Raw genomic sequence first — 13,623 nt, forward strand, 5'->3', positions numbered from 1 at the left:
AAGGTGCATCGTTCATGAAAAAATTCCGCGGCAAACGCCGTTATTTTAAAAATCTCGAGCTTGAATTCAAAAGTTTTTCTTCTCCAGCCTATATTGATTCAGACGTTTGGTTTAACGACTGGCACGAACACCCTGACTTTTATGGACATGGCAACGCGAGTCTGCGCATTCGTAAAGCACATCTTCGGATCGCGTTGAGCGCTATGCAGGAAATGCAACAAAAACTAGCGGAAAAACAGATTGAACATCAGCTTTACATAACGATTGTCCTCGAGGATGCTTCACAAGACGCACTACATGTCCACACGACGAATCCGGACGGGACACCTTTCCCACTTGAGCGGATTCAGTCCTACCCTCTCGCTTCACACGTTCCAACGTGGGTAACGGAACTCTTTCCGGGCAACCGTTATACGATTCATGAATCACAGGAGGAATTGGTTGATTATACGGAAGAGACACCTGTCAGCTCGACCGTCACATTTTTTTACATCTTGCCAAACCGTTAACGATACGACAACGAGCTACCCTTTCCTGCACAGGAAGAGGATAGCTCGTTTTGTTCGGTTTATCTTATGGTAGCAAGACGACCTTGCCGAATTTACCTGCTTGTTTGAAGTACGCTTGGGCTTCTCGCGCTTCAGCGAGCGGTAACGTCCGGTCAATGACGGGCTGAATCGTCTGCGTCCGAACGGCCTCCAGTAATTTCTCATAATCATGGCGATTGCCAAGGACGGATCCTTGTAGGCGGATATGTTTTAAATAAAGCGTCCGAAAATCGAGCGACGTCACCTGTCCCCCGGAAGATCCGGAAATACAGTACGTTCCGCCGCGCTTCAGCAGATCCAGTCCTTGTTTAAACACCGCATCGCCGACGACGTCGAGAATCGCATCGACCGGACCGACTTCTTGCATGACCTGCTGATCCCAGTTCTGCTCACGGTAGGAAACGACCAAGTCCGCCCCGAGTTCGTGCAATTGATCCGTCAGCTTCAAGTCACCGACGAGTGCGACGACACGGGCTCCGAAGACACGTTTTGCAATCTGGACGTTGAGTGAGCCGACACCACCACTGGCACCTGTTACGAGAACCGTCTGTCCTTTTTGTAAATCCAATTGTTCGACCATGTGCCACGCCGTCAATCCACTGACCGAGAAGACCGCACTGTCCGTATAGGAGGCAAGGGGCATGTCGTAACAAAGTTCGAGCGGCCAGCAGACATATTCTGCGTATCCGCCGTCATACTCGGAACCGATGAACGATAAGTCCTCGGCACTCTGTTCATCAGCGATTTCTCCACTCGCCGTGAACGGGAACAAGACGACGTCGCGTTCGATTTCCGTCTCTGCGACACCGTCTCCGACTGCGACGATCCGACCGCTGATGTCTGAACCGGGAATTCGGGGGAATTTGACACCTTCTGCTTTCCAGCCTGATTCACTCTCCGCACCATAGGCGCCTTCCCGCATCCAAATTTCTGTATTATTCAAGGCGCAGGCTTTGATTTCAATCAGTACCTCCCCTTGTTTCGGTTGTGGTGTTTCTTGGTCGATATAGGCGAGCTTCTCAAGCCCACCATGCCCCGTTACGGTGACTGCCTTCATGTTTTTGCCTCACTTTCTTTCTTCCATATGATATCTCTCTTCTTTACCCGTTCGTCCTGATTTTAATATCCTGCTTCCGTAACCCGCTGTCTCCTACTGTAGAACGATTCGCCCTCGTTTAATATCTAGATATAATTTGTATACGAATTTACGTCTGGAGGAACGATGCATGAAAAAACGAGTGATCTTTATAGGTACATTAGCAACATTTACATTACTAGGTCTTGTTTGGTCTAGAGGCGGCGCAGATCCCGTCATGAAAGACAACTATCAACCCATCCCAAAAGATACGACGTATCGCGGTCAGGTCGCTTGGCCACTTGAAACGCGCGATCGTTCGATTGCCGGCGAAGCAAGCGGCGTCGCTGTTGCTCCGAACGGTGACGTCTACTATTTACACCGGGGTAGTAATTCATACGGGGATGACACCTACATCACAGAACCGACATTGATCGTGCTCGACGGAAAGACGATGCACGTGAAGAAGCGATTAGGCGCCGGTCTATTCAAGTCACCGCACGGTCTCGAAGTCGATGACCAAAACAACATCTGGATTACCGACATCAGCCTGAACCAAGTCTTCAAGCTCGACCCGTCAGGCAAAGTCTTGCAAGCGTTCGGGAACGCATATGGTCCGTTCACGGAAGTCGGTCTGCGCATCCGAAACGTCTTGCCAAGCATCCCCCTACATCTGGATGAAAAGACATTCGCTCGTCCGACAGACGTCACCGTCCTAAAGGATGGCTCGTTCGCCGTATCTGACGGCTACCGGAATAGTCGCATCGTCATGTTCGATCCAAAAGGAACAGTCAAATGGGAAGTCAATGAACTCGGCAAACAAGACGGACAGTTCAATCTGCCGCATGGGATCAGTAGCGACGATGAGATGAATCTCTATGTGTCGGACCGGGACAACGCCCGGGTCCAAATCTTTAATCGAAACGGCAAACACATCGATACGTGGTCGTCAAAAGAACTCGGTCGACCGTACGGAATCGAAGTCGGTGCGAACGGTAAAGTCTACGTCGCTGATGGCGGAAACTATTTAAATGGACAAAAAAAGAACGCGCAAAGCCAAATCGTTATCTTGAACAAACAAGGAAGGATTGAGAAACGATTCGGTGCATGGGGCAAAGAAGCGGGACAACTCCGGATTGCGCACGACATCGCGGTCGGTTCGGATGGAACGATTTATGTCGCGGAACTAATGAATGAGCGACTTCAGGTGTTTTCCAAGTGATGAAATATACCTCGCCTTAATACGTCAGCAGCCTGCCTCGTTATTAAATCGAGACAGGCTGCTTCATTTAAGATCCTTCCTGAAAATCACGACGTGCATATCCGACTTGACCGATGACAACAAGTAGACATGCTACTACGAGCAGGACACCGAACAGTAGTCCATCGAAGTCTTCCGTCGGTACTTGCGGAATCAATCCTTGGATCGCCGTATACTCCACCCATTTTGGTAAGTCGATGATTCCACCGAAATACCCAATAAAGAAGGAATAGGTCACGTATACATAGGTTAACTTGCTCCACGTTGGTCGCCACCCGATGAATAGAGCAGCCAATCCAAGAAACAGGAGAACTGATGGCAGATAGTTGATTCCGGCAATGAAAAAGTCAGTGAATGTCATGGTCGCGTCCGGTCCCATTACTGAAATGGCAGTAAAACCTAGACTACTGATGACGATGAACATCGAGATGAGAGATGACGCGACAACTAAACCAATCGTATTCCAGTACAGTTGCTGTCGTGAGACTTTCGTCGCGAACAACGGACTCAAGCGCCGACGGTCCTCTTCGGTGTATAACCGGTTCATGAGCGTAATCGGTAAAATCGCAACGAGGACCATCATGATCATCATGATCGTGCCGGTAAAGGATTCTTCAATCGTAACACCTGAAACCGTGAACATCTGCTGGATGGTTGCATTGCTGTCAATGAATGTCTGCATGTCTCCATAAATCGAACCATAGGCAAGAGCCATGATTAGAAAAGCGACCATCCATGCGATGATGCTTCCGCGACTAATCCGAATCAACAGACCACGGATCGATAACAAGGATCGATTGGCTGTAGCACGTCCCTCTTTTTCAGGCAGATACCCAGCGCCCATGTCCCGATGATTTTCAAGAACTAGAGCCACGGTCATCAAAATGAGGCTCACTCCGATCGCCATTACGAGAAACAGCCAATTGTTCTCCGTGAATGGATAGGTCAAATACGTCCATCCCAGCGGATTGAGCACTGATAGTTGGTCATTCGATACATCCGTACCGGCGCGTCCTAAATAAAGAAGACCAATCCATCCCATCACACCTGCCGTCGCACTAGAAGACGACGGCATGATTTGAGCAATCAGTAAGGCAAACGTTGCACCTAAGATCCCTGCAGCCCCAACCGAAAGACCGAATAGAGCTGCACCCGCATTTGAAAACGTCTCGACTTGAAAAGCAATCAACGCACCGCTGATCAGTATCGAAATACTAAGATTGATTAAAATCACTTCAATTAGAATAGCGAGTGAATTGGCTTGTCGTCCGATTTGAAAAGAACGCATCAACTCCGTCAGCCCTAAATCTTCTTCCTTCCGTGTGTGTTGAATGACATGGAGTGACGATAAGACCATCGACAATAATGCACAGAAGATGAGCATTTGATGTGAGAACATCGCGCCTAACGTATAGTCCGCTATTGAGACAGGCGTCGTACCGATCATCGAGATCATCGCTGGATTTTTCAAGGTTTCATATAATCCACGCAGACTATCCCCTTTCGCCATCTCTTCGAATGAAGGAATAAAGCCGACCGTAAATAAGGTCACACCGAACGTCCATATTATGATTTTTTTGCTATCCCGTCTGAGATACTGAGACAACAGGATCTGCCAACAGGTAAATTGAAATCGCATTCGTCTTCCTCCTCTTTATCATGTGCAGCACGTAGTATATACCGTCGTCATTTTTCGTAATGGCGCATGAACAGATCCTCTAGTGATGGAGGCACTGCTTCTAAATGAACTACTTCCAGTTTTATCGCCTCTGTAAGAACCGCATTCATGCGAGAAGAATCCATTGAAAATACTGCCTGATTTATATTGCGCTGCGTGAAGTCATGAACACCGTCCAAGTTTTTAATCAATGAAAGATCCTGTTTCGTCTCTAACGTGATGACCGATCGTGTCAAATGTCTCAGTTCTTGTAACGTTCCCGTCTCAACGATTTCGCCTTTTCGAATGATGACGACACGATCCGCTAGTCGTTCGACTTCGCTGAGAATGTGCGATGACAATAAAATCGATTTTCCAGCTTGTTTGATTTTTTCTACCTCTTCTTGAAAAACAGATTCCATCAACGGATCAAGACCGGATGTTGGTTCATCGAAGATGTAGAGATCGGAATCGACTGCTAACGCGGCAATCAGACCGACTTTTTGCCGATTTCCTTTCGAATAACTTTTCGCCTTCTTTTTTGGATCAAGTTCAAAGCGATCGATTAGAGCATCACGCTTCGTTTGGTCTCCACCACCGTGTAACTTCATGAATAGATCAATGATTTCTCCACCCGTCAGATTCCCCCATAATGCGACGTCCCCTGGCACATATGAGATTCTTTTATGGATTTCAACACTATCGCGCCAGACATCCTTCCCGAAGATTTCCGCCTTTCCCGCATCTCGTTTGATGATCCCGAGCAACGTCCGAATTGTCGTTGATTTCCCTGCACCGTTCGGACCGATGAAGCCAATCACTTCACCTCGTTGAACCGAGAACGTGACGTCGGATAAAGCTTGAAATTTCGAGAATTTCTTTTTAACTCCTTTTAGTTCAATAATCGGATTCATGTTTCTTCATTCCTCTCTTCATCTCTAAATTCAGACTTAAAACAAACTAAATCAACAAGTGTAGTATTAAACTAAAACAATCAGTTTAAATAAAATACCAATTAATCTATTTTAGTTCATTTTATGTTTTTTATTTTTATCTGTAAAGATAATAATGTACTAAAATTAATTTGATAGTCCATTTCTAATCCATTACACTAGAGGGAGAAGTATTTTTTATAAGAGGTGAGACAAATGAATGGTTTTGAAAAACGAACGGAAGAAAAGAAAAAACAGATTCTCGATACAGCGTTTCGCTTAATGAATCAACAAGATGGTCATAAGACAATGACAGTCGATGAACTTGCCAAACAGGCAAATGTCGCCAAAACGACGATTTTCAAATACTTCGGTAATAAAGAGGCATTGGTCCAAGAAGTGTACAAACGGTTCATTACGGAGATGAGTACATCCGTAGAAGTCATCTTATCCAAAAATGAGGCTTTCGAAAAAACGCTTCTTGAAATCAGCTTCAATAAATTACGATTTCTGAAGGATCTCGATGAATCGTTTTATCTTGAGATGATGCAACAAATCACAACGAAACAGGATGATGGCTTGTCAGTATTAATGGAGAAATTCGCAAGTGATAGTCACGCGATGATGCTCGATTTATTTCACCGTGGTCGTAAGGAACAGAAGATCGACTTGAAGTATTCCGATGAATTTTTGCTACTCTATTTCCAAACACTTGCGGAAGGCCTGTCACATCCCCAGATTTACGAGCAACTCTTACCTTACACGTCGAATTTCTCAGAAGTAATCATCAAAGGAATTTCACCTCGATAAATACGGTTTGACTTGAGAGTGATAAAACCTAACTAGGAAACGACATCGCCTACGGTTTTTGAAAAAATGAATGACCTCAATTGAAAAGGCAGCAATGTTGCCTTTCTATATTTTGGTAAAATAAAGAAAATCCATCGGGGGTGTCTCATGAAACGTGGTCTAACATTAGCCGTTCTACTGATCCTCGTCGTTTGCATCATCGTTTTCGAACCGTTCCGTGGTGCGCCACCTAATCCCGAAGTCGAGGCAAAAGGAAAGGATGTTCCGACTGTCCAAGGATCTTATTGCTGGGATAGCTTACTCCGCAGTCAATGTGTCGATAAGACGTACCGTGACGGTCTTGACCTAGCAAAAGGGAAAACGCCAGTTACCGTCTCTGCTGGAGCACCCGTCCGTGTCGAATTATCTGGTGATCTTAAAAGCGTAAAACTATCACAATGGGATGATCAAAAACAGGAATCCCCTGTCGCTTTGAAAAAAGATCAGTTCAACGCCCCGACAGAACCTGGCCTCTATGCGTACGAACTAAACTCGCGCTGGGAACAAGGAGACGGACAATTCGGATTCTTACTGAAAGTGCAGTAAAAACAAATAACCCCCTTGATGTCATCGTACGTCAAGGGGGTTATTTCATCCTGCTTGGTGATAAAGTTGCAAAATTCCGAAGACGGTCAAGATGAGATAGCCTGTTCCGATGAACAGAAAGACTGGGCGAATCAATTGATCCTTCGGTTGACGCGTAATGCCTTCGAAGAAACAACTGATGATGAAACCGAGAACGAGGATTACGCTATACATGGAAAGGAAGATGACGAGAAGACCAACGAGACTCGGATTCGTCAACGAAGGTGCTAGACCACCGACTAATACGGCAAGCACAACTGTCCCCATTACGATTCCGATAAGTGGATGGATCGTATTTAGTCGACGGATCACATCATGACGTTTGACGAAACGCTCCACTAGAATCATCGCTGATTGACAGGTCAGTAAAAATAAGATTAAGAAATAGATTGCTTGCTCGACTGGACGGAACGTCGTGAAAAAGACAGCTCCGGTTAGAACAAGGAGTGGAGATATGAAAAAATCAAACGTTTCATTTCTTTCCCTCCTTTCGTACGACTTTCTTGAAAGTGAACGTGTGAGTATGACAATGTATCATACAACCTGTTACATCTTTTACCATTTAGTTCGCTTTTTCTAATTCTGATATCTATGTATCATTTTCAATAATTGTAAAAAATTGATAAAATTCTTTACGGTTTCATTCTGTATATGCTAGGATGAGACAAATCATATGAATTAAACGCGTCGAAGAGAACAGTACGTCATCTCGGCTTTTCCTAGAGAGCTCCGATTGGTGGAAAGGAGCATCAGCCATTGACCGAACCAAGCCTCTGAGCAGCACGGTGGAACCGAATCGGGGATATCGTGACGGGTGCTCCCGTTATCGAGCTCAGGTATTTGCCGTTTGAAAACGGTCGTACCGATGAAGGCGATACCGGTGACGGTCTCGCGAACAGGGGTGGCACCACGACACGCACAGTCTCGTCCCCAAGACCAACGTCTTGGAGGTGGGATTTTTTTATTGGCTTAAAAAACAGTAAAAAGGAGTGTGTCATATGTCGAATTGGAAATACCCTGGATTGCTATTACTTGGTGTTGGTGTCTCGAACATCGGCGCTTGGGTCTACTTCATCGCCTTGAATTTAATTGTCCTTGAACGAACGGGATCAGCGTTCGCCGTCTCCGTTCTCTATATTCTGTTGCCGATCTCCGCACTGTTGACGAGCCTCTGGTCCGGTAGTGTCGTCGATCGGATCAATCAGCGCCGCTTGCTCGTCATGCTTGACGTCTCGCGTGCCGGGCTCGTCTTTTCACTGACACTGATCGATTCGTTGTATGTCCTCTATGCCCTCGTCTTTATCCTGAACATCGGCAACACACTGTTTGAGACATCGTCATTGATCTACATGACGAAGCTCGTCCCGGAGACGAGTCGCCAACGGTTCAATGCGTTGAAGAACTTTATTCAATCAGCCGGCTTTATTCTCGGACCGTCGATTGCTGGATTTTTATTTTTAATCGGTTCTCCGGAGACGGCAATCATCCTGAATGCAGGAGCGTTGTTGTGTTCTGCTGCCTTACTATTCGTCTTGCCCGACGTCCGCCAGGCAGAGACTCCAGCGACGTCCTTCTCACTCCAAGTGATTCTTGCGGACTGGAAAGAGACGCTTCAGTTTGCACGGACTCGGCGCTACGTCACGCTCGTCTACGCCTTCTATGCGCTGATGATCGTCCTGATGAGCGGACTCGATTCGCTCGAAACCTCGTTTGCGACGATCGTGTTGCAACTGGATGAAAGCACGTATGGATTTCTCGTCAGTATCGCTGGAATCGGCATCATCTGTGGTTCTGCCGTCAATGCGATCTTCACGCATCGCTTGTCGCTCCGCTTCTTGATTCAATTCGGAGCACTGATGACACCGATCGGTTATGTGATCTTTGCCACAGCGACGTCGTTCCTGACGGCAGCAATCGGCTTTTTCTTGCTGACGTTTGCCCTCGCGTTTGCGAACACCGGCTTCATGACGTTCGCTCAAACGCACATTCCGGTCGAATCGATGGGACGATTCCTTAGTAGCATCCACGTCGTGCAGTCAGCTGGTGTCATTCTCTTGACGGCGTTGATTGGTTTCTATGCGGAGACCTCGATCCGCTTGACGTATACCGTCGCTGCAGTCAGCTTCCTGTTCATCGGTGGATGGATCGTTTGGATCGTCCAGGATCGAACGAAACGGCATCATTTTACGACGGAAACGGACGAAACGATCAAGCTTTCGTCATGAGAAAGGAAGGTATTCATGAACCTGACCGCAAAACGAATTTTCCTCCGTCCGCTTGACGTGACCGATGCACACGTCTTATTCGAACAAACCCAGGATGAGACATTACGTTATTTGACTGGTACGACAGCAACGTTTTCGATTGAACAGATTGAACAGCACATTCTTTCGATTCAAGCTGATCCATCGCGCTTCGATTTCGCTATCTGTTTGAATTCCGGTGAAATAATTGGTGAATGTTCCATTTTAGACATTGAGGCAGAGTTGAAACAAGCGGGCTTTCGTATTTCGATGCGTGCCCTCCCCTGGACCGGTCAAGGATACGGGACTGAAGCGATCGCGTGTATCATCCGGTTTTGTTTCGAGGAACTTCGACTTCATCAACTTGAACTTGAAGTGTTTTCGCATAATGAGCGAGCCATCGCTTCGTATAAAAAAGTTGGCTTTGACATCGTAGAAACGATTCCTGATGCTGTATCCTATGAAGGGCGTTCGTTCGACGAAATCATCATGCGGAAATGTAGCCCACTCTATGCTTAAAAGAATTACTCCTGATGTAGCACCTCCTTCGTGAGGTGCTTTTTCTAATCTATTAAAAACGAACATACCTAATTAACAGATTTTTTAGTCAATTCACTATTATTTGTATATAATGGAAAAATAAAAAGAAATATATGGATATGTACATAAGTGATAAGGAGGTCACATTACACAATTTTCTTCAAATCAAACGAAAGCGAGGAATAGTACATGCTGAGATTCATCTGGAATTCCTGGTGGCGCAACAAAGAGCGATTCATCCTGCTACTTGTCGGTGTCCTGATCGTCAGTACCGGACTGAGCTATTTGATCGGAACGACGCAAGCCAATAACGGAACGGTCGTTGATGAACTGCAAAAGCGTTGGGGATCGTCCTACGATATCGTCGTCCGTCCGGAAGGCAGCCGGAGTGTGACGGAAGACTTGAACCTGCTTGAACCGAACTATATGAGTGGACTCGACGGCGGGATCACCCGCAAACAATATGAGACGATCAAGCAGATTGCTGATGTCGAGGTCGCAGCACCAATCGCGATGATTGGTTATACATCGACATCGAGTAGCGTCGGTACCCATACGATTCAAGAAGAAGGGATTTACCGCTTGAAAATCAAGGATTCTCAAAATACGGGACTCCAAAACGAATCTTATACCATGACAACGTTTCTTGCTGCTGGCTGGGAACCAATGGGTGATGCAACGCGCACAGGCGTCTCCCCTTTAAAACTTGGTGAACAACCCCTCTATGACTACGGCTCAGAAGTCATGATTGCCGGAATCGATCCTGCTGCTGAAGACCAGCTCGTCGGTTTGAAAAAAGCGACCACTACCGGAACGTATAGCCGTTTCTTCAGCGAAACGGATCTTCCCGCTTCGTACGGTGATCAAGCGACGCAGATTCCGATTCTATTGAACTCTCGCGAATACGTCGATGCGATGCGCACCTATACATATGAAAAGGTAGAGCTTCCGTTCACTGCAACAGGCGTTGCAGACATGGTCCAAAAGATTGAACAAAAAGGTGGGAAAACATACCTGAGTAAACTACCAGTAGAAGAGCCTACCTCCTATTCGATCACGACTCAAGACGTCCAAAAAAAGTTGGTGGACGGTATCCTTAAAAACACCTTATCAACAGGCGATGCGAACAATAGTGATTCACTGTCTTCCATTACTTTGAAACCTTCACCGGTTGAATACAAAACAATTAAAAGTCCGTACGGTTCCCGTTGGCCTTTTACCTACCAAGTTCAACCAAAAGAGGTCGCCAAGGAATCCTTACTCTTCAAGCGAAGCATGTATCGCGAAGCACGTGAATTCGAAGGTGGTTTTAAAGGATGGAAACAAGTCCATCTCAACTTTATCGGTGTCTTTAACCCACGGGAGCTCGATGTTTCAAAGGATCCGTTGACTGAACTTCCAATGGAAACTTACTTCCCGGCAAAAGCACAGTGGGTCATGGATCAAAATGATCGTCCGGTCAATCCAGTCCGTGACGTCAAGCCCGCCAACGACTCCTATGACTTCCTGACGAAACCACCATCGATGCTGACGACACTCGATGCTGCCTTTAAGTTACGCGGGGATAAAGCAATTTCTGCGATTCGCGTCAACGTCAAAGGGGTCGAGACGATGAACGCAACAAGTGAGAAAAAATTGCAAGCTGTCGCACAAGAAATCGAGGATAAGACGGGTCTGATCACGGACGTCACACTCGGTTCCTCCCCGCAACTCGCCTTGACGTATTTACCCGGTCTAAAAGGAGAATCGGCACTCGGTTGGGTCCAGCAACCGTGGATCAAACTCGGGTCGTCGATCGCGATTTTCCAAGAGGCGAAAGTCGGAATGAGTGGCATCATCGCGAGCGTCATCGCTGTCGCGCTCGTCTACGTCTTCAGTTCGAACATCATCTTGCTCTATGCTCGAAAAAAAGAATTCGCGATTTTACTCTCGCTCGGATGGCGTTCACGGCAGCTATCCAGACTCCTCTTCCTAGAAGCAACACTTCTTGGAACGCTGGTCGCACTCATCGCCTGGGTGATTCTTGGATCATTTTGGATAACAGCGGATCACCCGATTGCCCTCGGACGCATCATCTTGATCGGATTGTCCGGGCTTTTGATCTACTGGGGCGGTACGATTGTTCCGACGTTACTCATCAGACGCATTCAACCATTTGAAAGCATGCGCTCTGGCGAAGTCTCAAAAGGACGTCGTTTCGTCCGAGCACAAAGTGTTCTTGGAATGAGCATCAACCAACTCGCGACTTACTGGCAACGCACGCTTCTGTCCATCATCGCAATTGCCTTACCGACGAGCTTGTTCATCTTCTTCTTGTTCATCACGTTCCGACTGAAAGGCGTCTTATATGCGACCTGGCTTGGTGAATATGTCGCGCTCGAAGTCGGTACGATGCATTATGTCGCAATGGGCGTCGCCCTACTCATCGCTATCCTGACGACGACCGAGATCATGTGGCAAAACGTCAACGAACGAAAGAATCAACTCGCCGTCCTGAAGGCAACCGGTTGGCGGAACGGTCAAATCCGACTTCTCGTCTTAAGCGAGGGTGTGATGACTGGACTCTTCGCTGGAATCGTCGGTCTACTTGTTGCCTTAGCAATGATTGGCTTCGTCTATAATCAGTTCCCATCCAGTGAACTCGGTTTCTTAAGTCTTATGCTCCTGATTCCGGTAACGACTGGTGTGTTTGGTGCCTTGCTTCCTGCCCAGCGTGCTGTGCGGATCACGCCGAATGCAGCCATCGGTGGCGTAAACGATAATCAACAATTGACCGAACGTCGCTTCAAATGGGCACTCGGTAGCATCGCTGCTACGCTCGTCATCGGAACGACGAGTTTATTCCTCCTCGCTGCACCTGAAACGAGAACGGCTCAAAAAGAAATAACGACACCAAAAGTACAAACGACCGGACAAAAATTAAAAAATCTCGCTCAAGATCCTGACGATAAGAAACATACTGCCGAAGACAACACGGCACTGGAGCAATTGATGAACGCAGGCGCTATTCAGACGTACCCGGGTGACCCGGCGGCGAAGAATTATGACTTCTCTGTTAAAAAGCTCGTTTCAACACCAAAAGAGTTAAAGCTCAAGGAGAAGTCAGGATATCGTTTCGTGACGATTCCAGTTTTCCTTCATAACCGGGATGAATTAGCTGCAGGTTCGTTTTCGTCGTATCGACCACAAACCTTCTCGTTGATTGCTCTTGACGGAAAAGAGTTTACTCCCGTCGATTATGTCAATCACGATAAAACGGCTTGGATAAATGCATTCAAATACATCAATTCGAAAAAATCATGGGTCGATCTTGTTTACCAAGTACCGGTTGACCAAAAGGTGTTCGTCTTGCTTGCAAAAGATGAGGCCGTCGAAAAAACGACGACCGTCAAGATCACGCTCGACGATATCAAAAAAGCGAATGCGTCAGCTACTAATCCTTCAACAGAGGAAACGGAAAAATTAAAAACATTGATGAGGCGAGGTGTCACGCAAACAACTCCCGGGAATCCGAAACATCAATCTGATCGTTTTCATGTCGAGGCATTGATTGACACACCAAAAGAACTGAATCTAAAGCAACGTGCTGGTTATCGTTTCGTGACGATCCCTGTCGTCATGCAAGATACAGGGGATGATATGGGAGGATTCATCACTTATCGTCCCAATCGGTATGCCTTGACAGACTTGCAAGGAACCGTTTATGAACCGATCGATTATGTGAATCGCAATGAGAAAGCCTGGAAAAACGGGTTTCAATATTTCGCACCGTACAAGTCACGAGTGGAGTTGGTTTATCAAGTACCCATCGATCAGAAGCGATTCGTTCTGTTCGCTTCTGATCCAGCTTTTCCCAAACCAACGACCGTCAAAATCGATCTGACAAAACAATCATTTAATCACTAGGAGGAATTTGACATGGGTCGTACCATC

At 46.7% G+C, this 13,623-nt stretch carries 11 protein-coding genes; 7 read left to right on the forward strand and 4 right to left on the reverse strand.

Annotated features, from left to right (window positions below; all coding sequences use genetic code 11):
- Positions 1-14 precede the first annotated feature (14 nt).
- On the forward strand, positions 15-509 hold the full coding sequence (locus KNQ18_RS07410; protein ID WP_214769824.1) for a hypothetical protein: 495 nt from the start codon (positions 15-17) through the stop codon (positions 507-509).
- A 64-nt stretch (positions 510-573) separates the two neighbouring features.
- Here the strand turns inward: KNQ18_RS07410 and KNQ18_RS07415 are convergent, their stop codons facing one another.
- Positions 574-1,605, reverse strand: a complete 1,032-nt coding sequence (locus KNQ18_RS07415; protein WP_215084295.1) for a zinc-binding dehydrogenase — start codon at positions 1,603-1,605, stop codon at positions 574-576.
- A 169-nt stretch (positions 1,606-1,774) separates the two neighbouring features.
- Here KNQ18_RS07415 and KNQ18_RS07420 point away from each other — a divergent pair, with 169 nt between their 5' ends.
- Positions 1,775-2,845 carry a peptidyl-alpha-hydroxyglycine alpha-amidating lyase family protein gene (locus tag KNQ18_RS07420; RefSeq protein WP_214769821.1) on the forward strand — a complete coding sequence of 357 codons (1,071 nt, stop codon included), beginning with the start codon at positions 1,775-1,777 and terminating at the stop codon, positions 2,843-2,845.
- A 67-nt stretch (positions 2,846-2,912) separates the two neighbouring features.
- Here the strand turns inward: KNQ18_RS07420 and KNQ18_RS07425 are convergent, their stop codons facing one another.
- Together KNQ18_RS07425 and KNQ18_RS07430 are read right to left on the reverse strand one after the other, a co-directional pair.
- Positions 2,913-4,523: an ABC transporter permease gene (locus tag KNQ18_RS07425; RefSeq protein WP_149427268.1), complete on the reverse strand. Its 1,611-nt coding sequence runs from the start codon at positions 4,521-4,523 to the stop codon at positions 2,913-2,915.
- Between the two features lie 47 nt (positions 4,524-4,570).
- Positions 4,571-5,455 carry an ABC transporter ATP-binding protein gene (locus KNQ18_RS07430; RefSeq protein WP_064299955.1) on the reverse strand — a complete coding sequence of 295 codons (885 nt, stop codon included), beginning with the start codon at positions 5,453-5,455 and terminating at the stop codon, positions 4,571-4,573.
- A gap of 234 nt (positions 5,456-5,689) precedes the next feature.
- On the opposite strand from KNQ18_RS07430, the gene KNQ18_RS07435 reads away from it, so the two are divergent.
- Positions 5,690-6,283: a TetR/AcrR family transcriptional regulator gene (locus KNQ18_RS07435; RefSeq protein ID WP_215084297.1), complete on the forward strand. Its 594-nt coding sequence runs from the start codon at positions 5,690-5,692 to the stop codon at positions 6,281-6,283.
- A 147-nt stretch (positions 6,284-6,430) separates the two neighbouring features.
- A complete protein-coding gene (locus KNQ18_RS07440; protein WP_064299957.1) occupies positions 6,431-6,868 on the forward strand; it encodes a hypothetical protein in 438 nt (145 codons plus the stop codon).
- Between the two features lie 45 nt (positions 6,869-6,913).
- Here KNQ18_RS07440 and KNQ18_RS07445 read toward each other — a convergent pair whose 3' ends face one another.
- Positions 6,914-7,246, reverse strand: a complete 333-nt coding sequence (locus KNQ18_RS07445) for a hypothetical protein (RefSeq protein ID WP_149427266.1) — start codon at positions 7,244-7,246, stop codon at positions 6,914-6,916.
- Positions 7,247-7,905: 659 nt separating this feature from the next.
- On the opposite strand from KNQ18_RS07445, the gene KNQ18_RS07450 reads away from it, so the two are divergent.
- The 3 genes from KNQ18_RS07450 (at position 7,906) to KNQ18_RS07460 (ending at position 13,596) form a co-directional block, all read left to right on the forward strand.
- Complete coding sequence (locus KNQ18_RS07450; RefSeq protein ID WP_215084299.1) at positions 7,906-9,132, forward strand: MFS transporter; 1,227 nt, start codon at positions 7,906-7,908, stop codon at positions 9,130-9,132.
- A gap of 15 nt (positions 9,133-9,147) precedes the next feature.
- Positions 9,148-9,669 (forward strand): GNAT family N-acetyltransferase, encoded by a 522-nt coding sequence (locus KNQ18_RS07455; protein ID WP_214769808.1) that lies wholly within the window; start codon positions 9,148-9,150, stop codon positions 9,667-9,669.
- Between the two features lie 210 nt (positions 9,670-9,879).
- Positions 9,880-13,596: an ABC transporter permease gene (locus tag KNQ18_RS07460; protein WP_215084301.1), complete on the forward strand. Its 3,717-nt coding sequence runs from the start codon at positions 9,880-9,882 to the stop codon at positions 13,594-13,596.
- Positions 13,597-13,623: the final 27 nt, after the last annotated feature.

Source organism: Exiguobacterium sp. s78 (assembly GCF_018618985.1).
GTDB lineage: Bacteria > Bacillota > Bacilli > Exiguobacteriales > Exiguobacteriaceae > Exiguobacterium_A > Exiguobacterium_A abrahamii.

Bases quoted from the DNA above. Each gene is read 5' to 3' on its own strand.
- KNQ18_RS07410 (WP_214769824.1), top strand. From the start codon at position 15: ATGAAAAAATTCCGCGGCAAACGCCGTTATTTTAAAAATCTCGAGCTT.
- KNQ18_RS07415 (WP_215084295.1), bottom strand. From the start codon at position 1,605: ATGAAGGCAGTCACCGTAACGGGGCATGGTGGGCTTGAGAAGCTCGCC.
- KNQ18_RS07420 (WP_214769821.1), top strand. From the start codon at position 1,775: ATGAAAAAACGAGTGATCTTTATAGGTACATTAGCAACATTTACATTA.
- KNQ18_RS07425 (WP_149427268.1), bottom strand. From the start codon at position 4,523: ATGCGATTTCAATTTACCTGTTGGCAGATCCTGTTGTCTCAGTATCTC.
- KNQ18_RS07430 (WP_064299955.1), bottom strand. From the start codon at position 5,455: ATGAATCCGATTATTGAACTAAAAGGAGTTAAAAAGAAATTCTCGAAA.
- KNQ18_RS07435 (WP_215084297.1), top strand. From the start codon at position 5,690: ATGAATGGTTTTGAAAAACGAACGGAAGAAAAGAAAAAACAGATTCTC.
- KNQ18_RS07440 (WP_064299957.1), top strand. From the start codon at position 6,431: ATGAAACGTGGTCTAACATTAGCCGTTCTACTGATCCTCGTCGTTTGC.
- KNQ18_RS07450 (WP_215084299.1), top strand. From the start codon at position 7,906: ATGTCGAATTGGAAATACCCTGGATTGCTATTACTTGGTGTTGGTGTC.
- KNQ18_RS07455 (WP_214769808.1), top strand. From the start codon at position 9,148: ATGAACCTGACCGCAAAACGAATTTTCCTCCGTCCGCTTGACGTGACC.
- KNQ18_RS07460 (WP_215084301.1), top strand. From the start codon at position 9,880: ATGCTGAGATTCATCTGGAATTCCTGGTGGCGCAACAAAGAGCGATTC.